This is a genomic window from Nocardia sp. NPDC049707, assembly GCF_040674855.1.
In the GTDB taxonomy this organism is placed as follows: domain Bacteria; phylum Actinomycetota; class Actinomycetes; order Mycobacteriales; family Mycobacteriaceae; genus Nocardia.
The window spans coordinates 141,772-160,862 of record NZ_JBFANN010000001.1 but is presented as its reverse complement, the minus strand read 5'-3'; the positions used below and the strand labels follow the sequence as shown (position 1 = coordinate 160,862).

Below are 19,091 nucleotides of genomic sequence, written 5' to 3'. Positions count from 1 at the left end.
TTCAGCTGCCGAAGACGAGGCAGGCGAAGCCGACGGGCACACCGGTGCCGACCCGGACGTCCACCGTTCCAATCGGCGTGACGTCCGGGGCCTGCACGGCGCTGATCGTATGCGGGCCCGTGGTCTTCGGGATCCACGTCAGCTGGGCGATGCCGCCCAGCGGGCGGACCACTCCGAACGGGACTCCGTTGTCGTAGAAGGCGACCGGTTCGGCTGCATTGCTGACATATGCCTTGGCGGTGGCCGGACAATCGGTGCCGTAATTGGTCGCCAGGCCGTAATTCGAATCCGGCAGCACACCCACCCGCGTCACCACGGCGTTTGCCGTCGGCGCGATACACGCCAGGGCGGCGATCGCCGTGCCCAGCACAGTCGCGGTCGTGATCGTTCGGTAGCTCATGATTCGGTCCTCGTCGTGCGGTGCCGAGTTGCCAGCGGAGATCATAGATAGTGGCCCACCGGGGCCGCTATATCCGAAATCGCTCGAGCGTTTCGCAATTGTGTACCCGGCGGTTGGTTTTGCGCGCCGATATCAGCGGTCATTCGCGATCCGAGCTAGAACGTGTTCTAACGTGTTGGGTATGGACGTGACATACGAAGGCACGAAACGCGAGCTGACCACCGATCAGGGCGTACTGCGCTATCACGAGGCGGGCGACGGGCCACCGCTGTTACTGCTGCACGGCTCTGGGATCGGCGTGAACGGGTGGCGGAACTATCGCGGAAATCTCGCGGTCTTCGCCGAGCACTTCCACTGCTACATCCTGGAATTTCCCGGCTTCGGCGTGAGCGACCCGGTCGACGGTCATCCCGTGCTGACCGCGGGCGCGGCGGTGCTGCGATTCATGGATGGGCTCGGCATCGAATCCGCGGCCATGGTCGGCAATTCGATGGGTGGTGTCGTCGCGGCGAATCTCGCGATTCAGCATCCGCACCGGGTGCGCAAGCTGGTCACCATCGGCGGGATCGGTCCGAATATCTTCAGCTCCAGTCCGAGCGAAGGGATCCGGCTGCTGCAGGAATTCGCCGACAAACCCGATCGGGACAAACTGCTGCGCTGGTTGCGGGCCATGGTCTACGACCCCGCGGTGATCACCGATGAAATCATCGAGGAGCGCTGGGCGGCCGCGCAGCATCCGGACACCCAGAAGACCGCCGCGATGATGTACGGCTCCGCCGCCTGGGATATGCAGCAGAAATTCCTGGCGAATTCGAATACGCCACCGTACTGGTCGATGCTGCACAAGGTGCAGTGCCCAACCCTGCTCACCTGGGGCTTGGACGACCGAGTCAGCCCACCGGATATGGCATTGGTACCGATGCGCCAGATCCCCAACGCGGAACTACACGTATTCCCGAAAAGCGGCCACTGGGTCATGATCGAAGCCAAGGCCGCCTTCGAACGAGCCACCCTCGAATTCCTCCACCGCTGACCGCACGCCAGCGGCTGCTGCTGCCGCCAGCGCGTCGAGCGCCTCGCCCACGGCCGAGGCCCTCGGTGCGGGTGGGTCCGGAGCTGACGGCGTTGACCGGCACCCCGCGGGCCTGCCGGCCGGCGTCAAGCGATCTGCAGTACCTCATCGAGAAAAGACCGGCGCACCTGCGGCCATGCGGAGGAGTCGCGCTCCTTGTCGTCGATGAACATGCTGACGAGTGCGGTGAGCTGCGGTCCGCCGTCCAGCAGAAATCGCGGCAGGCCCGTCCCCACCGGCGTTGCCGAACCAAGCAGCGCGTTCAAGCGCTGATCACTCAACAGAGTCAGCGCAGTGGAGATCAGGCCATGGCCGGAACCGCCGCGCCGATTCGGACATGTCGGCAAGCTCTGCGCGCCGAACCACATTGTCCAAATGGATTCCCCGCAGTCCGGGCTGCCAGGCAATATAGTGGCACGGTCATAGGTCAGACATCGTGGGCGTTTATCGACGAGCCGGCTCGCTGCCGGATTCGATGGAAGGCGCGGCATGACATCGACGTATCTGGGCAAGCCCTACTACCCGTTGTGGCTGGACAACCTGGCCGACGACGTAACCGGGGAAGGCGCGGCGTGGGACGGCGCCATACAAGGCGCGGAGGCCGTCCATGAAGTCGTGGTCGCCGCCCGCGAGATATACGAGTTCCAAGACTTCCACTACGCCGGCCCCTGCGGCGAGAACAGTTTCCTCGAGGATTACACCTCATCAGTCCGCGGCGTGCCGATTCATGTCATCGTCCTGGTTACCTTCAACGCCGCCGGAAAGGCCCAGCGCCTCGTGGTGAACCACCGGCCACGCAGCTCCGTGCTGCTGTTGTCCCGCTTGATGCTCGAGAGGTTCGCCGGCACACCCCTTGCCAAGCATTGGGAAAACACACCTCGAGGAGGAGCATGAGCGCGCCGCTGTACCTGATCACCGGGGCGGGTGGTGGCACCGGTGGCGTTAGCAGGCAGGTGATCGAGCGATTGCGGGAACGTGGGGATCGCGTTCGCGCGTTGGTGCACCGCGACGACGCCCGAGCCGAGCCGTTACGTGCACTCGGCGCTGAAGTCGTAGTCGGGGACTTGACCGACCCACGAGATGTGGTCGATGCGATGACCGGTACCGATCGCATGTTCTTTTCGATGAGTGTCTCGCCGGACTACCTGCAGGCAACGGTGGTCGTCTGCGAAGCCGCATTGGAATACGGCCACCTCGAGGTGGTCGTGAACATGTCCCAGATGACCGTTTCTCAAATGACGCTGACCAGTGTGGGAGAGTCTCGTCAACATCGGCTGCACTACCTCGCCGAGCACGTCTTGAACTGGTCGGGTGTGCCGGTCGTGCACATCAGGCCGACGGTGTTTCTGGACAATCCGATCTTCACCGGATTCGCGGCACCGTCGCTGCGCGAGCGAAACGTATTGGCCCTGCCCTTCGGAACGGGTCGCACGTCACCGATAGCTACCAGCGACGTGGCCCGCACGGTTGCGGCAGTGCTGGTAGACCCCGCCCAACGCATCGGCGACGTCTACGAATTGACCGGTCCGGTGAGTTTGGATATCGATGGCCTGGCCGCCGAGTACACCCTGGGACTTCACCGACGGATTCGCGGCACCGACATTCCCCATGAAACCTGGGTCGAGGAGGTCCTCAGGCCCCAAGGTCTACCCGCGCATCTCGAGCAGCACCTGACCACACTGGCACTGCTACACCGTGCTGGACGCTACGACCGAGCCACCGACGACGTCGAGAAGATCACGGGACAGCCGCCATCCACGGTTGGGCAGTACCTGGCCGAACACTCGGAACTGTTCTCATAATGGTCGTGCGGTACGGCGTCGTGAACCACCTTGCCGCTACCGCCGACAGGTCGTCGGTCTCGAATGCCGCCAGCACACCGGCTGGATCGACATCGACGGCAGCGACGCGACCTAACGCACCCCACACCCGGTCGGGCTTCATCGCACCCCCGAACACGACACTGCTGTTGCTGGCCAACGGATTAATGGCCCGGCGCGGGCTGGCCCAAGCCCGGAAACAGGGCCGCACCGACGTATTGAGCTGACTGGCCCCGGAAAGGCACGAACCCCCTCCCGATCGAAATCGGAAGGGGGCCCGGCTTTTCAGGTGGACTACTCCCCCGCCGCCAGCGTCACCGGCAGCTTGCCATGAGCATCGCATAGCCCTCGTCGTGCGACGGATCGTTACTTCCGAGACTCCTGACGATGGAACAGGAACTCGACGAGCGTGATCAGCGACATCAGACACGTGCTGCGCTGCCGGGCGTCGAGCGATGTCAGCGGAGTGTCCGGTGCGAGATCCAGTGCGTCACGGATCTCTTCGAGCGGATAGCGCGTGGCGCCTTCGAACTGGTTGACCGCGACCGAATACGCCACCCCGCGCTCCTCGAGCACGGAGAGCACCTCGTCCGCCTTCTCGATGCGCCGGGTGTCCACCAGGACCAGGGCGCCGAGCGCGCCGCGCGCCAATTCCTCCCACAGCGGGACGAAGCGCCGCTGCCCCGGCGTCCCGAAAAGATACAGCGCGAGTGTGGGATTCAGCGTGATGCGGCCGAAATCCATCGCCACGGTCGTCTGCGATTTGCCGGGTAGCCCGGCCATATCGTCGATGCCGACACTGGCCTCGGTGATCGTCTCCTCCGTGCGCAGCGGCCGGATCTCCGAAACGCTGTTCACGAATGTCGTTTTGCCGACACCGAAATTGCCTGCCACCAAGAGCTTTACCGACCGGGTCACAGTCTCCGGCACATAGTCGACAGTGCGGTCAGGCCGGGAGAGCGCGGAGCCCATTGAGTACCTCCTCGAGCAGAGTGATCTCCGGCATGACTTCGGCCGGGGTCGGAGTGGCCAGATGTTCGCTGTCCAGCAGATCGGCGACGACGATCTTCACCACGGACGGCGGCAAGTCGAGATAGGCGGCAATCTCGGCGATGGACAACGCGCTGCGACGGCTGCACAGGTTCAGCACCTGACGCGCATCGGGTGTCGCACCAGGTGCCGGATCCTTGGCGGCGACGACTAAGGTGACCAGGTCCAAGTCACGACTGGGACGAATCCGCCCCCCGGTGCGCACATAGGCCCGGACCAAGTCGGGGTCTCGCCGGGACCTCGTCATGACGTCGAGCCGCCCTCAACTCTCCCGCGTGGCTGGGCGCCTAACTCGTGCCCGACCCGCCCGGCGAGCTCGTTCATGCGGTGTGCGACCAGACCGATATCGGTCTCAGGCGTCGTCGAAACACCGAGCAGCGCACCGTCACCCGCCGCGGTGATGAGAATCATGCCCTGGTCGTATTCGGTCATGTTCTGACGCACGCTGTTGCCGAGGCCACCACAGAATTCGCCGAGCGCTTTACCTAGTGAGCGCAGACCTGAGGCGGCCGCGGCGAAACGCTCGGCGTCATCCTTGTTGACACCGTCGGAGTGCGCGATCCGCAGTCCATCGTCGGACAGCAGCACCGCGAACCGGACGCCGGGAACGTTGCTGAGATCCTCGAGTAGCCAACCCAGCCTATTTTTGCTGTCGGTCACCGGTGTGCCCATCAGGATGACATCCCTTCGCTGTTATCGGAGGCAACAGCCTCACGGCCGCTCTTGGAACCCGTCTGCCAGGCGGAGGCGATTTCGGGACGAGCCTGTCCCGCTTCGGATTCGGTGCCGGCCTGAGTGGGCACCGCAGACACTGCCCGACGGCGTCGCTTGGGTAAGCCACCACTGGTGATCTCGTGCACAGCGAAGTCCTCGTTCTCGGCGGGTTGTTCGCCCACCCCGGCCAAGACCGGAACCGGGGATAACTCGAAGGGCTTATCCTCGGTGACCGCGGTCGGCACGGGTTCCGGGGCCGGGGTGACGGCGGGTGCGGCCGACTCGCCGTTCGTCACCGCGGTGACGAGCAGTGCCTCGGGAATGTAGACCATCGCCCGCATACCGCCGTAGACGTTCGGGCCATCGATGTAGACGGTGAACCCGTAGCGCCGAGCCAGTGCCGCGATGCCGGGGAAACCGACGCGCGGGGACGGGCCGAGCTGGTGGATGTCGATCGGGCGCTCGTTGGCGAGCACCTGCCTGGCCTCCTCCATCTGCTCCGCGTTCATCCGCACACCGGCATCGTCGATGATGACCGTGACGCCGTGGTGGCCCTCCTGGAAGCTCACATCCACATAGGACGTCGGCGGCGAGTAGCGCAGCGCGTTGTCCAGCAGGGTGGCCAGGGTGTGCACGAGCGGTTCCACCGCGCGGCTGATGACGATGCGGTCGAGTTGGTTGGCCCGCACCCGCAGGTAGTCGCGGACGCGGCCGACCGCGCCGCCGACCACATCGGTGAGCGACTGCGCGGGCCAGCGCCGACCCGGCAGACCACCACACACGATCACATACGACTGCGCCTGACGCAGCATCTGCTGCACGGTGTGGTCGATGCGGGTGAGGGTGGCGTACACCTCGTCGTCGCGGTGCTCGCGCAGCGCGGCGCTCACCACCTGACTGACATCCGCGCCGAGGCTGACCACGGAAGTGCCGAAGGAACGCACTGCCGCACTGGTCGCGGCCCGCGAGGCGGATTCGATCTCGACGCGAGTGCCGTCCTCGGTCGCCTTGATCGTCTCCTGAGCGTTTTCCTCGGCCTCGTGCACAGCGTGCTCGTGTGCCTCCGACTGCACCATGCGCAGATCGTCGGCGTACCGCTCGGAAATCCATTGCAGGCACTGGACGAACCGGGAATTCTCCTGGCCCGTCGGTACCTCGATAGCCGAAACCGGTGCCTCGAAGCGACGCACCGCATCGGTCATCGCCGGCAGTATCTGGCCGGCGAAGTGCTCGAGGGTTTCCTCCTGCGCCCGAATCGCTTTATTGAGCGTGTCGGCGCGGAGCTTCTGTTGTTTCGCGTACTGCGCTACATACAACGCCGCCGCCACGGCAATAATGAGAGCGGGGGCGAGGATCCATGAAAGCACCACGGCGATATCTTGATTCATCAGCTCTCTCGTCGTTGCGACAGCCGGTGTCACTGCGCGTTGTCTCGCCTTCCTCGCGACGCCGACCAGGATCTACATTCGTCGAATGCGGCCACATAGACACTGGCACCAACCCCAGAGTGCCCGCAGGGCAAGCAATTCGAAGGAATCACCCACCGCGCGGATCGAGCCGATCAGTAGCTCGGCACCCGACGACCCGCCCACAGTAGCAGCATCGCCCGGAAGTCTCTCTCGATCCGAGGCCACATTCCGATTCCTCGAACCGCCAGCGCCCCCACGCATTTCACGCATCGCCCGATCGGTTCGATTCGGCCTGCGGGAATTTCGCTCCGGCGGCACCCGCTCGAAACCGGTTCAGTAGCCGGCCGCTATGTCCGAATGCCACAAAAGCGAACCGCGAGTACCGGATACTATGCGCAAATGGCAAAGCTGAAGGTGTCCGTCGACGTGCCGATTTCCCCGCAGGAGGCCTGGTCGCACACCGCCAACCTGACCGAACTCGACAAATGGCTCCTGATGCACGAGGCGTGGCGCGACGAGGTGCCCGCCGAACTCACCGTCGGTACCCAACTGGTCGGTGTCGCATCGGTCAAGGGACTGCGCAATCGAGTCACCTGGACGGTCAAGGCCGCTGAACCGCCGCGGCGCCTGGCCTTGAGCGGCCAGGGCAAGGGCGGCACCAAATTCAAGCTCGAACTGCTCGTCGCCGCCAAGGGTGCGGGCTCGGAAGTCACCGTCGATATCGATCTGGGTGGCGCGCCCCTGTTCGGCCCGATCGGTTCCGGTGTCGCGCGGGCGCTCAGGGGCGATATCGAGCGCTCGTTGGAGCGTTTCGTCGCGCTCTACGGCTGATCGGAGTTCGAACGTGCCGTATGCCAAGGCCATGGATGGCACCCGGATCGCCTATCAGACCGGCGGCGACGGCCCGCCGCTGCTGCTGCTCACCGGGCAGGCCAATAACCACCACTGGTGGGATGCGGTGCGTGCCGACTTCGAGACCGCGTATCGCACCGTCTCGCTGGACTATCGCGGGACCGGTGACAGCGACAAGCCGGACATCCCCTACAGCACCCTCGGATTCGCCGAGGACGCCATCGCGGTGCTCGACGATCTCGGCATCGAGAAGAGCGCGGTGTACGGCACCTCCATGGGCGGTCGGGTCGCGCAGTGGCTGGCCGCGCGGTTCCCGGATCGGGTGCATACGCTGGTGCTCGGCTGCACCTCGCCGGGTGGTCGCCACGCTGTCGAGCGGGATGCCGAGGTGCGCAAGTCGCTGGCTCAGCCCGATCCGGTGGCGGCGCGACAGGCGCTGTTGGAGCTGATGTACACCCCGGGGTATCTGGCGAACACGTCCGGCCCGTTCGACACCCTCGGCGATCCGGGCATGCCAGCCTACGCGAAGCGCAGACATCTCTACGCGAGCAACAAACACGACGCGTGGGAGGTGCTCGCGGATATCACGGTTCCGACGCTGATCGTGCACGGGAGCGAGGACCGATTCAATCCCGCGGCCAACGCGCCTGTGCTCGCGGAACGGATTCCGGGTGCGCGGCTGGCGTGGATCCCGGGCGCCCGGCACGCCTATTTCGACGAATTCCGAAGCACCGCAAGCCCGCTCGTGCTGGAGTTCCTGGACGCGAACCGTCCGTAGTCCGAGTTCGCCTGGTGCACAGGCGAACTCGGACCGAGCGGGCTAATGAACCAGCACCGGTGTGTCGGCTACCTCGGCCGTCTGCGGCTTGGTGCGCGGCAGGAACACCGCGGGCACCAAGGTCAGCACGATGAGCGCCAGCGCCACAATGTAGGTGTGGCTGAATGCCGTCGCGGCCTGGTTCAATCCGGTCTCGACCGCACCGGGCGGCAACTGCGCCGCAATCGAGGGATCGTAGTTCGACGCGATCGCGGGCTTGGCGAATGGATGCCGGTTCAGCAGGCTGCTGAGCACCACCGCCATCGTCGCGGTGCCGATCGACCCGGCGGACTGGTTGACGATGTTCATCAGCGTCGTGCCGCGCGCGACCTGCTGGTGGGTCAGCGTCTGCATCGCCGCGGTCATGGTCGGCATCATGGTGCAGCCCATGCCGAGGCCCATCACGAACAACGCGCCCAACAAGTACGGATACGACGTATCCGCCTTCAACTGCACGAAGAACACAGTGCCGAGCGAGATCAGCGAAATACCGGTCAGCACGATTTTGCCCGGACCGATCTTGTCGACCAGCCGGCCCGCGATCGGCATCGTCACCATCGCGCCGAGGCCCTGCGGCGCCAGCAGCAGACCGGCCGCCATGGCCGTCTCGCCGCGTACCTGCTGCAGATACGTCGGCAGCAGCAGACCGGCACCGAAGAACGCGGTCGCGAACAGCACCATGGTCAACACCGCGAAGGTCAGCGACCGATTGCGGAACAGATGCAGATCGATCAGCGGATGTTCGATGCGCAGCGCGTGCACGACGAACAGGGCGAGGAGCACCAAGCCGATGGCGGCGGAAATGAGCACCTTGGGCGCCATGACCGTACCCTCACCCGGAATCGAGGAGACGCCGAACAGGAACAGCGCCAGACCCGGCGAGGCCAGCAGCATGCCGAGGAAGTCGAAGGACTCCGATGGCTCCGGCTTATCCGCAGGGAACACGATGAAGGCGAAGATGAGCGCGACGATCCCGACCGGAACATTGATCAGGAAGATCCACTTCCAGCCGTAACTGTCGATCAGCCAACCGCCCAGGATCGGACCGGCGATCGGACCGAGCAGCATCGGCACCCCGAGCACCGCCATCACCCGCCCGACGCGTTGCGGGCCCGCCGCATGGGTCATGATCGTCATGCCCAGCGGCATCAACATGCCGCCGCCGAGCCCCTGGATGACACGGAAAGCGATGAGCGACTCCATGCCCCATGCCTGGCTGCACAGCACCGATCCGAGCACGAACAGCGTCAGCGCGAGCATGTACAACCGTTTGGTGCCGAATCGGTCCGCCGCCCAACCGGTCAGCGGGATGACGCTGGCCAGCGCGAGGGTGTAGCCGGTCATCGACCAGGCCGCGATCGCGGTGGTGGTGTGGAACTCGTTCTGGAATTTCGGGATCGCGACGGTTACGACGGTGATATCAAGGATCGACATGATCGCGCCGAGCACGACCACCCCTGCCACCTTGAAAACCGCGATGTCGAGCTTGTCGGTCGCGGGATCCGCTGCGACCGACGTGGTATCCGGAGGATGTGTCACCGGTTAAGCCTTGCATCTCGTCGGCCAAATGACCAGCACATTCTGCGACCTTCGCCGCACGTCGGGGTTCCGCTGGGATGCTTCGGCACCGCCTGGTTCCGGAACCCGACGTTTCCCCAAACGACCATTTCGCCACGCGCCGAAGTCGGGAAATTCCGCAGGATCTACCCGATGACATGCCGTACGAACGCCTGCACATCCCAGCCCGTACCGGGCGTCGCAAAGGCCGCTACTCCGGCCGAATCGCTGCGACGACCTCGCCCATTTCGGATCAATGCGTGGTCCACCAGGTCCACCGTGGGATCAACGGTGTCCACGCCTGTCGATTCTGCCGCGGCGACCGCCCCGCACACCGCCGAACGCGCTACACCGCTGCGGCCCGCGTCGTTCCCGTATCCAGCAGCCGCATCGCAGGGACAACGAACACGCGCGTCAGGATCAAAGCCTGGTCGCGATAGTGCCGATGCGCCCACCTGCTCGAGGCGGGTGGCCAACGACGACGTGCGGTCAGCACTGGTACTCAGCGTGCGGCGGATTCGGCGGCTTCGGATTCGACGGAAGCGGTGACGCGTGACCGAGACCGGGACCGAGTGATGGCGACACCGGCCAGGCACAGGACACCGCCGAGGATGGTGAGCGCGCCGGGCACCTCGTTCAGTGTCATCCACGACATCAGCACGACGAGGGCCGGGACCGCGTAGGTGGTTACGCCCATCTTTCCGGCCGTCGTGCGGGCGAGTGCGAACGCCCAGGTGGTGAATGCCAAAGCGGTGGGAAAGACGCCCAGGTACACCAGACTCAGCGTCGACGACAGCGGCGCGGCGGCCGCCTCGGTGATCAGTTGCCAAGAGAACGGCAGGCACGCGACGGTACCGATGACCGAGCCGAAGGTGACCACCTGCAATGCGGATGCGCTCGCGAGCGCCGGTTTCTGTGCGATGGTCGATGCGGCCCAGACGATGGCCGCCAGCAGGCACAGCGCGACACCGAGCACCGCCGCGCCGCCGCCATCGGAGGTCGACAGTCCGACGACCAAGGTTCCGGCGAACGATACGACCAGTCCGACCATCAGCCGGGCCGGAAATCCTTCCCGCAGGACCAACCCGCCGAGCACCGCGATCAGCACCGGGCCGATGCCAACGACCATCGCCGCGGTCCCGGCGTCGACATTCCGCTCACCCCAGTTCAAGGCCACCATATAGACGCCGAACCACAGCACCCCGGAGATGATGATGCCCGGCCATGCGGCCCGCGGCGGCAAACCCTCACCACGAACAACCAGGATCGGCACCAGTGTGATCGATGCGGCGAGCAATCGCCCGAGCGCCAGCGCACCCGGCGAAAAGTCGTGTCCCGCACTGCGAATGAAGACGAATGCCGAAGCCCACAAGACCACCGTCACCGCGGCGGCGGCAATCGCTTGCCGCTCGACCGACCCATTCGCACGCACCATGGGCCGAACCTAGATCAGCCGGTCGACCAGCGCCAGCGGTTTTCGGACGCCGCAACGCCGGTCGAAGCCCGTGAACCGACTATTCGCCGCACGCGGTGTGATTGGTGCCGATGCTGCTCGTCGCTTCGCCACCTGGTTCCTGACGGCACCGCTGGACGACCGGCGATGGCAGCTTCGATTACCAGTCCGATCTGCGACTACACCGCGAGCAGTGCGTCTATCACGGCCGACGGCACCACGTCGGGGCTCGCAAAGGGGCCTTCCGCGAGCAGCTTTCGCGCTGCGTCATGAGACAGCCCACCATCGGTGGTGAGTACCTGAAGTGCGTGCGCTTCGGGCAGGGCCCCGAGCCACGCGACGGTATTGCCGACCAAGGTCTCCGGATCGATCTCGCCGTGCACCCGCAACCGGGCCACACCGCCGTCGGGGTACACATCGAGCCGCACATGGGTGACCGGTGCGTCCGCCGCGATCTGGAAGAAGTGCCTGGCATCCGGCTGTAGCCGCGTGCGCGTCAGCAATTCGGGCCACGACGACGGGTCATCCAGATCCGCACCGGAATCGGCATCGGCCCCACGCAGCACCGCCCAACCGGGCGCATTGCCGACAAAATTCGAGGTATCGATCTCCACCCGTCGAATCGCCCCGCGCGCACCCAGCCGCACCGTGACGTGATCATTGCCCGCGTCGCGGCGACGCGCGCCCTCCCAGCCCTCGTTCATCTGCCGTGAACGGCCGGGCAGCAGGATATTGGTCGGCGCGGAGAAGAACATATTCGAGCAGTCGACCACATCGCCGCCGTTTTCCAGCGCGGCGAGATCGACGGTGCCACTGAGGAAACGGGGATCCGGCAGCGCGGTCCCGTGTACGCGGAAGCGGGCCACACCACCGTCCGGGTAGATCGAGAGCCGGACGTGGGTGAAGCGGCGCACGTCGGTGACCTCGAAGAAGTTGTCGGTATTGCCCGCGATATCCGACTTCGCGACCAAGGTCACCCAGTCGGCCTGCTGGAGTTCCGCCGCGGACGGCTGGCCCTCCACACTTGTCGCCTCGACCGAGGCGAAGGGTGGGTAATTGCCGATGAACCAGGCTGTGTCGATGACCACACCGTGCACCCGGCCCGGCACGCCGAGCCGGACCACCGCGTAGTCATTGCCGGTCTCGCGGCGTCGCCGCGTTTCCCAACCGTCGTAGGTCTTGCCCTTGTGGCCGAAGTCCTCGGTGCTGAAAACCGCACGGCCGGGCCGGATCAGATTCTCCCGCTCGGCGAACAACTCGTCATTGGCGTAGACCACACTGCCCGCGAGTGCACGTGAGGCGAGATCGGGCAGTCGGGTGAAGGCGGGGGCGGATCGATCGGTCATAATTCTCCTCGGGCCAGGAGCCGCCCCTGCGGCTCGTCATCGATATCGATTCGGTTGCCGCGCAACCAGGTACCGCGGACCGCACCAGCGAGTGGGCGGGCCGCGTATGGTGTGACGGCGTTCTTGTGGTGCAAGCGCTGCACGTCGACGACGAAGGCGTCATCGGGTGCGAAGACGCAGAAATCCGCGTCGTAGCCGACCGCGATAGCGCCCTTGCGTCGCAGTCCCACGTGTTCGGCGGGCGCTCGGCTCATCCACCGAGCGACGTCGACCAAGGTGAATCCGCGCAATCGCGCCTCGGTCCAGACGGCCGAAAGTCCGAGTTGCAGTGAGGAAATGCCACCCCAGGCGCGGGCGAAGTCACCCGTGTCGAAGCACTTCAGGTCGGCGGTCGACGGCGAGTGGTCCGAGACCACCATATCGATGGTGCCATCGCGCAACCCGGCCCAGAGCAATTCGCGATTGCCGCTCTCGCGGATCGGCGGACAGCATTTGAACTGCGTTGCACCGTCCGGGATTTCCTCCGACGCGAACGACAGATAGTGCGGACAGGTCTCGGCGGTGATCCGGACGCCGTCGCGGCGGGCGGAGGCGATCATCGGCAGCACATCCGAACTCGACACGTGCAGTATGTGCACGCGGCAGCCGGTCCATCTGGCCAGTTCGATCACCTTGGCGACGGCCAGGTTCTCCGCACCGCGCGGTCGCGAACGCAGGAACCCGGAGTACTTGTCCCCCTGCGGAATCGGCGCGTGCTCGATCGCGTGCGCGTCCTCGGCGTGCACGATGAGCAGGCCGTCGAATAATCGGATCTCCCGCATGGCCAGTTCCAGCTGAGTGGCGTCCAATGCCGGGAATTCGTCGACGCCGGAGTGCAGCAGAAAGCATTTGAAGCCGAATACCCCGGCGTCCTGGAGTTGCCGCAGGTCGGCCACATTGCCGGGAATCGCGCCGCCCCAGAATCCGACATCGATGTACACCCGATCCCGCGCGGTCTTGCGCTTCACCTCGAGTGCCGCGAGATCGCAGGTCGGCGGAATGCTGTTGAGCGGCATATCGATAATGGTGGTGACACCGCCCGCCGCGGCCGCCTTCGTCGCGCTCGGGAAGCCCTCCCATTCCGTACGGCCGGGATCGTTGACATGCACATGGGCGTCCACAACACCGGGCAGCAGCACCTCGTCGGCGGCCAGCTCGACGACCGACTTCGCGGTCATGGCGGAGTCCAGCGGCTCGATCGCCACGATCCGGCCATCGCGCACACCGATCGAGCCGCTGGTCTCCCCCGTGGTCCCGATGATCCGCTCCGCGCGGATCACCAGATCCAGGTGTGCGGGAACCGGTGAGATCGTCTGGATCTCGGAATTTTTCCGCACTACGCCACTCCGTCGGAAAGCATCGGAATCTCCCGTCGAATGTCCTTGTGCCGCCGCCGTTGCGGTGGTGGCGATGATGTCGTCGGCCAGATCGGCCACGGTGTGCTCCGGAGCGGCAGCCCCGGGTCGCGCGTGGTCCGTAGCGGTCTGCGGCGACTGCTGCCCGGCACATGGCCGCTCCGTCGTAGGATCCGGCGGCAGATGTTCGGTGGCAATCCGCACACCCAGTTGTTCGAGCAGCAGCTCACCCTCCGCGAAGCAGCGCGCGATATCGGGTTCGATATCGGCCAAGGCATATGCGGCGGAGAAACCCGCCTCATGCAATCGCTTGGTGGACAACGTATTCCGGCCACATACGGCGACTACCGGTACACCCGAGACCCCAGCGGCGGTAGCGACACCGGCCGGTGCCTTGCCGTACAAAGTCTGTTCGTCGAGCATGCCCTCCCCGGTCACCACCAGATCCGCACCGGTCACCCGCTCGGCGAAACCGAACAGCTCCAAAACCAATTCGATCCCGGGACGCAGCCGAGCGCCGAGCACGGCAACGGCTGCGAACCCGACCCCGCCAGCCGCCCCGGCACCCGCGCGAGCACGCAGATCGGTACCGATCGCGGTCGCGACACAGTCGGCCCAATGCGTGAGTGCCGCATCCAGCGCCACAACTTGGTCACCATCGGTGCCCTTTTGCGGCCCGTAGACGGCCGCCGCACCGCGCGGACCGGTGAGCGGATTATCCACATCACAGGCAACGGTGATCTCGACCCCGGCCAGCCGTTCCCACACCGGCGCAAGGTCGATCGTGCGCAATCGCGCCAATGCCGCACCGCCGTCGTCGATTTCGGCGCCGTCGGCATCGAGCAGACGCGCACCGAGCGCCGCGAGCAGCCCGGCGCCGCCATCGGTGCCCGCACTGCCGCCGATGCCGAGCACCACCCGGCGGCAGCCCGCGTCGATCGCCGCGGCGATCACCTGGCCGGTGCCGCGGCTGGTGGCTGTCATCGGTGCGAAATTCCCACCCGGTAGTCGCACGAGTCCGGATACGTCCGCCAGTTCCACGACGGCGGTATCGTCGCGGCGGGCATACGCCGTGCGCACCGGTTCGCCGGTGGGTCCGGACGCGATCACCGGGACCGCCTCGAACCCTGCGGCCAATGCGGCGGCGACGGTGCCGTCCCCGCCGTCCGCGATCGGCACCACCGACACCTCGGCATCGGGCCGGACGCGGTGGATACCGGCGCGAACAGCGGCACCGACCTGTGCGGCGGTCAATGACCCCTTGAACTTGTCGGATGCGATCAGGACTCGACTCATGGGCCGCTCAGTCCAGTTTCGCAGTCGCGGTCGGGACGTCGGCCGCGGACTGCGCCAGTTCCTCGAATTCGACGATATTGTCGATCTCGAGTCCCATCGACACATTCGTCACCCGTTCCAGGATGACCTCGACGATCACCGGCACCCGGAATTCGGCCACCAGCTTCTTCGCCTCGTCGAGGGCCGAACCGATCTCCGCCGGATCGAATACCCGAATCGCCTTGCAGCCCAGGCCTTCCGCGACCTTGACGTGGTCGACGCCGTACCCGGCCAGCTCCGGACTGTTGATATTGTCGAAGGCGAGCTGCACGTAGTAGTCCATGTCGAATGCCCGCTGTGCCTGTCGGATCAGACCCAGGTATGAATTGTTCACCACGACATGGATGTACGGGATATTGAATTGCGCGCCGACCGCCAATTCCTCGATCAGGAACTGGAAGTCGTAGTCACCCGAGAGCGCCACCACGGTGGCATCCGGATCGGCCGTCGCGACGCCGATGGCCGCGGGCACCGTCCAACCGAGCGGCCCGGCCTGGCCCGCATTGATCCAGTGCCGCGGCCGGTAGACGTGTAGCAGCTGCGCTGCCTGGATCTGGGACAGGCCGATGGTGCTGACGTAGCGCACATCGGGCCCGAACGCCTTGTTCATTTCCTCATAGACGCGCTGCGGCTTGATCGGCATATCGTCGAAGTGCGTCTTGCGCAGCCCCACCTGTTTCCGGTTGCGGCACTGCTCGGCCCACACACTGCGATCGGGCAGCTGTCCGGCCCTGTCGAGCTCGCGCGCGACCTCGACGAAGACGCGCAGTGCCGCACCCGCATCGGAGGTGATGCCGTAGTCCGGTGCGAATACCCGACCGATCTGGGTCGGCTCGATATCGACGTGCACGAAGGTGCGGTCCTTGGTGTAGGTGTCCACACCACCGGTATGCCGGTTGGCCCAACGGTTTCCGATGCCGAGCACGAAATCGGATTCGAGCAGGGTGGCATTGCCGTACCGGTGCGAGGTCTGCAGTCCGACCATGCCCGCGTGCAGCGCGTGATCATCGGGAATCGTGCCCCAGCCCATCAGCGTCGGCACCACCGGAACACCGGTGAGCTCGGCGAATTCGACCAGCAGCGCCGCAGCATCGGCATTCACGATGCCGCCACCCGCGACGATCAGCGGCCGCTGCGCCGCATTCAACATCTCGATGGCCTTGACCGCCTGCGCCCGGGTCGCGGCCGGGCGGTGCACCGTGAGCGGCTCGTAGGTCTCGATGTCGAACTCGATTTCGGCGAGTTGCACATCGATCGGCAGATCGATCAGGACCGGCCCCGGCCGACCCTCGCGCATCAACCGGAAGGCCTTCTGGAAGGTCCCTGGCACCTGCGCAGGCTCGAGCACGGTCACCGCCCACTTGCTCACCGGTGCGGCGATGGCGGCGATATCGACGGCCTGGAAGTCCTCCTTGTGCAACTTGGCCACCGGAGCCTGACCGGTGATGCACAGGATAGGAATCGAATCCGCGCTGGCGGAATACAGTCCGGTGATCATATCGGTGCCAGCGGGCCCCGAGGTGCCGACGCACACCCCGATATTGCCGGCCGCCGCCCGGGTGTACCCCTCCGCCATATGCGAGGCGGCCTCGACGTGGCGGGCCAGCACATGCTTGATACCGCCGTGTGCGCGCATCGCGCTGTAGAAGGGATTGATCGCGGCGCCAGGCAAGCCGAATGCCTGTGTCGCACCTTCCTTTTCGAGAATCAGAACCGCGGCGTCCACGGTGCGCATGCGTGCCACGGTCAGCTCTCCCGACCCGACAGCGCCTCGGTCACCTTGAGCAGACCCGAGTGGTCCAGCGAGCCGTGTCCCATCGCGCGGGCGGCGGCGATCAACTGCGCGGTCAGCGCGCCCATCGGGATCGACACCTCGGCGTCGCGGGCGGCTTGCAGGATGATTCCCATATCCTTGTGGTGCAGGTCGATTCGGAAACCGGGCTTGAAATCCCGCCGCAGCATGGATGCACGCTTGAGTTCGAGGATCTTGCTGCCCGCGAGCCCGCCCGCCAGCACATCGAGTCCTCGCTCGGCATCCGCGCCCAGGTTCTCCATCAGCAGGATCGCCTCGGCCACCAGGGCGTAGGTACCGCCGACGACGAGCTGGTTGGCGGCCTTGACCACCTGACCGGCACCGTTCGGTCCCACCAGGGCGAAGGTCTTGCCGACCGCCTCGAAAATCGGAGTGGCCTCAGCGAAGTCGGCCTCGTTCCCGCCGACCATGATCGACAGCGCGGCATTGATCGCGCCCGGCTCACCGCCGGAGACCGGGGCGTCGAGCACCCGCAGGTTCTTCTCGGCGCCCCGCTCGGCGGTCCAGCGCGCGGTCTTGGGCGTGATGGTGGAGAAATCGATGTACAGCGTGCCGGGCGCGGCATGTACCAGCACATCGGCGAAGACCGCCTCGACGTGCTCGTCCTGCGGCAGCATCGTAATGACGATGTCGGCGTCCCGCACCGCTTCCGCGACACCGGCGGCGGCCGAACCGCCCGCGGCCTTCAGCTTCTCGAGTCCGGTTGGACCGATGTCGTAACCGGTCACCTCGTGCCCGGCGGCAACGAGGTGGCCCGCCATGGGGCTGCCCATGATCCCCAGGCCGATAAAACCGATCCTGCTCATTTCATCCACTTCCAATCCAGCTCGGGGTCTTTGTATTCGAGGCCGATCCAGCCGTCGTAGCCGCTTTCGGCCAGGGTTTCGAACAGCGCGCCGAAGTCGAGTTCACCGGTGCCGGGGCGGCCGCGACCGGGATTGTCGGCGATCTGGACGTGGCCGAGATGCGCCGCGTGTGTACGGATCACCGAGTTCAGGTCTTCGCCCATGCGGGACAGGTGGTACAGGTCGCAGAGGAACCGTACGTTGGGTTCACCGGTCTGCTCGATGATCTGCACGGCGTGCGCGGCGCTGACGATCGGATAGTCCGGCGACTCGAAGGAATTGAGTGCCTCCACGAGGACGGTGGCTCCGATCGAACCGGCTGCCCGCGCGGCGAGACTCAGGTTCTCCAGCGCGAGTTCGTCCTGCTTTTCCGGGCTCTCGCCCGCGACGCGATTGCCGTAGAGGGCATTCAACGCGCGGCAGCCGGTCTCTTCGGCGATACCGACGGCGACATCGATATTGTCGCGGAACCGGGTGATCTCACTCGGCACCGAGACCAGACCACGGCCGCCCGCCGGGATCAGGTCGATGAAGTTCAGTCCGACCAATTCCACACCGGCATCGCGGATCGCGCGGACGAACGCGTCGATCTCGCTATCGCCCGGCGTCGGATTATCGCCGAACGGCCACCAGAATTCGACCGCGTCGAATCCGGCCTGCTTTGCCGCGGCGGGGCGTTGCAGCAGCGGGAGATCGGTGAACAGGATCGAGCAATTGACATCGAATTTCGGGAACGCGATGCCCCCGGCCTGATTACTCATTGAGCTCCTTGACGGTATTTCTTCCAGCTGCCGATGGCGGTGATATCGATCAGCTCCGGATACGAGGTCGGCGCGCGGCGCAGCAGCATCGATAGGACCGAACGGCCGTCGTCGAGTTCGATCGCGCCGAGTTCGAGTTCGGGTGGCTCGGCGGGCAGCAGCCGCTGGCGCAGCACGTCCATGGGGATATCGAAGAGTTCACCGGAGATCGACTCACCGCCGTCGGCAACAGGATCCAGGCCCGGGAACCGATCGCCGACCGAATAGAAACGGTAGCGCGGCGCGGTTTTCACTTCGCCCGCGAAAGGCGCGCCGCCGAGTAGGTGATTGAGCGGTTCTCCGCGCATGGCGGAACCATTCAGAAATATCAACGGCATTCGGTGAATCCTTTGTTCGCGATTTCGTCAATTATGTGGGCCGACCGCATTGTCGGAATAGCGGCGATAAACCCGA

Annotated in this window: 20 protein-coding genes and 1 pseudogene; 5 read left to right on the top strand and 16 right to left on the bottom strand. The window is 65.5% G+C overall.

What is annotated here, in order from left to right:
- Position 1: 1 nt before the first annotated feature.
- The gene (locus tag AB0J29_RS00780; protein ID WP_364777092.1) at positions 2-400 is read right to left on the bottom strand and encodes a hypothetical protein; all 399 of its coding nucleotides are present in this window, start codon (positions 398-400) and stop codon (positions 2-4) included.
- 181 nt (positions 401-581) lie between these two features.
- Between AB0J29_RS00780 and AB0J29_RS00775 the strand changes: the two genes are divergently transcribed.
- Complete coding sequence (locus AB0J29_RS00775; protein ID WP_364777090.1) at positions 582-1,433, top strand: alpha/beta fold hydrolase; 852 nt, start codon at positions 582-584, stop codon at positions 1,431-1,433.
- Between the two features lie 125 nt (positions 1,434-1,558).
- Here AB0J29_RS00775 and AB0J29_RS00770 read toward each other — a convergent pair whose 3' ends face one another.
- The gene (locus tag AB0J29_RS00770) at positions 1,559-1,753 is read right to left on the bottom strand and encodes a hypothetical protein (RefSeq protein WP_364777088.1); all 195 of its coding nucleotides are present in this window, start codon (positions 1,751-1,753) and stop codon (positions 1,559-1,561) included.
- 208 nt (positions 1,754-1,961) lie between these two features.
- On the opposite strand from AB0J29_RS00770, the gene AB0J29_RS00765 reads away from it, so the two are divergent.
- Positions 1,962-2,366, top strand: a complete 405-nt coding sequence (locus tag AB0J29_RS00765; RefSeq protein ID WP_364777086.1) for a hypothetical protein — start codon at positions 1,962-1,964, stop codon at positions 2,364-2,366.
- Entirely contained in the window at positions 2,363-3,274 is a 912-nt protein-coding gene (locus AB0J29_RS00760) for an NAD(P)H-binding protein (protein WP_364777084.1), read from the top strand. Before AB0J29_RS00765 ends, AB0J29_RS00760 begins: the two co-directional genes overlap by 4 nt.
- Before the next feature lie 384 nt (positions 3,275-3,658).
- Here AB0J29_RS00760 and AB0J29_RS00755 read toward each other — a convergent pair whose 3' ends face one another.
- From AB0J29_RS00755 to AB0J29_RS00740, 4 genes are read right to left on the bottom strand one after another with little or no spacing between them, the layout of a single operon-like run.
- Positions 3,659-4,264, bottom strand: a complete 606-nt coding sequence (locus tag AB0J29_RS00755; RefSeq protein WP_364777082.1) for an ATP/GTP-binding protein — start codon at positions 4,262-4,264, stop codon at positions 3,659-3,661.
- Positions 4,239-4,589, bottom strand: a complete 351-nt coding sequence (locus AB0J29_RS00750; RefSeq protein ID WP_040689530.1) for a DUF742 domain-containing protein — start codon at positions 4,587-4,589, stop codon at positions 4,239-4,241. The genes AB0J29_RS00755 and AB0J29_RS00750 overlap by 26 nt, the downstream gene beginning before the upstream one ends.
- Positions 4,586-5,014, bottom strand: coding sequence for a roadblock/LC7 domain-containing protein (locus AB0J29_RS00745; protein WP_364777080.1), 429 nt, complete (start codon positions 5,012-5,014; stop codon positions 4,586-4,588). Before AB0J29_RS00745 ends, AB0J29_RS00750 begins: the two co-directional genes overlap by 4 nt.
- The gene (locus AB0J29_RS00740) at positions 5,014-6,444 is read right to left on the bottom strand and encodes a sensor histidine kinase (protein ID WP_364777078.1); all 1,431 of its coding nucleotides are present in this window, start codon (positions 6,442-6,444) and stop codon (positions 5,014-5,016) included. Before AB0J29_RS00740 ends, AB0J29_RS00745 begins: the two co-directional genes overlap by 1 nt.
- A gap of 420 nt (positions 6,445-6,864) precedes the next feature.
- On the opposite strand from AB0J29_RS00740, the gene AB0J29_RS00735 reads away from it, so the two are divergent.
- Both AB0J29_RS00735 and AB0J29_RS00730 read left to right on the top strand, forming a co-directional pair.
- The gene (locus tag AB0J29_RS00735; protein ID WP_364777076.1) at positions 6,865-7,296 is read left to right on the top strand and encodes an SRPBCC family protein; all 432 of its coding nucleotides are present in this window, start codon (positions 6,865-6,867) and stop codon (positions 7,294-7,296) included.
- 13 nt (positions 7,297-7,309) lie between these two features.
- Positions 7,310-8,095, top strand: coding sequence for an alpha/beta fold hydrolase (locus AB0J29_RS00730; protein ID WP_364777074.1), 786 nt, complete (start codon positions 7,310-7,312; stop codon positions 8,093-8,095).
- A gap of 42 nt (positions 8,096-8,137) precedes the next feature.
- Here the strand turns inward: AB0J29_RS00730 and AB0J29_RS00725 are convergent, their stop codons facing one another.
- The 10 genes and pseudogenes from AB0J29_RS00725 to AB0J29_RS00680 all read right to left on the bottom strand — a co-directional run bounded on the left by AB0J29_RS00725 (position 8,138) and on the right by AB0J29_RS00680 (position 19,015).
- Positions 8,138-9,673: a DHA2 family efflux MFS transporter permease subunit gene (locus AB0J29_RS00725; protein ID WP_364777072.1), complete on the bottom strand. Its 1,536-nt coding sequence runs from the start codon at positions 9,671-9,673 to the stop codon at positions 8,138-8,140.
- A gap of 164 nt (positions 9,674-9,837) precedes the next feature.
- Positions 9,838-9,990: a hypothetical protein gene (locus AB0J29_RS00720; protein ID WP_364777070.1), complete on the bottom strand. Its 153-nt coding sequence runs from the start codon at positions 9,988-9,990 to the stop codon at positions 9,838-9,840.
- 203 nt (positions 9,991-10,193) lie between these two features.
- The gene (locus tag AB0J29_RS00715; RefSeq protein WP_364777068.1) at positions 10,194-11,126 is read right to left on the bottom strand and encodes a DMT family transporter; all 933 of its coding nucleotides are present in this window, start codon (positions 11,124-11,126) and stop codon (positions 10,194-10,196) included.
- A 197-nt stretch (positions 11,127-11,323) separates the two neighbouring features.
- Positions 11,324-12,490 carry an allantoicase gene (gene alc, locus AB0J29_RS00710; protein ID WP_364777066.1) on the bottom strand — a complete coding sequence of 389 codons (1,167 nt, stop codon included), beginning with the start codon at positions 12,488-12,490 and terminating at the stop codon, positions 11,324-11,326.
- Positions 12,487-13,848 carry an allantoinase AllB gene (gene allB, locus AB0J29_RS00705; RefSeq protein WP_364777862.1) on the bottom strand — a complete coding sequence of 454 codons (1,362 nt, stop codon included), beginning with the start codon at positions 13,846-13,848 and terminating at the stop codon, positions 12,487-12,489. Before allB ends, alc begins: the two co-directional genes overlap by 4 nt.
- A 237-nt stretch (positions 13,849-14,085) precedes the next feature.
- A pseudogene (locus tag AB0J29_RS00700) lies at positions 14,086-15,180 on the bottom strand (glycerate kinase); the annotation flags it as partial.
- Positions 15,181-15,187: 7 nt separating this feature from the next.
- Positions 15,188-16,963: a glyoxylate carboligase gene (gene gcl / locus AB0J29_RS00695; protein WP_364777064.1), complete on the bottom strand. Its 1,776-nt coding sequence runs from the start codon at positions 16,961-16,963 to the stop codon at positions 15,188-15,190.
- Between the two features lie 2 nt (positions 16,964-16,965).
- Complete coding sequence (locus tag AB0J29_RS00690) at positions 16,966-17,838, bottom strand: NAD(P)-binding domain-containing protein (protein ID WP_364777062.1); 873 nt, start codon at positions 17,836-17,838, stop codon at positions 16,966-16,968.
- Complete coding sequence (locus tag AB0J29_RS00685; protein ID WP_364777060.1) at positions 17,835-18,638, bottom strand: TIM barrel protein; 804 nt, start codon at positions 18,636-18,638, stop codon at positions 17,835-17,837. The genes AB0J29_RS00690 and AB0J29_RS00685 overlap by 4 nt, the downstream gene beginning before the upstream one ends.
- Positions 18,635-19,015 (bottom strand): gamma-glutamylcyclotransferase, encoded by a 381-nt coding sequence (locus AB0J29_RS00680; protein WP_364777058.1) that lies wholly within the window; start codon positions 19,013-19,015, stop codon positions 18,635-18,637. The genes AB0J29_RS00685 and AB0J29_RS00680 overlap by 4 nt, the downstream gene beginning before the upstream one ends.
- Between the last annotated feature and the right edge of the window lie 76 nt (positions 19,016-19,091).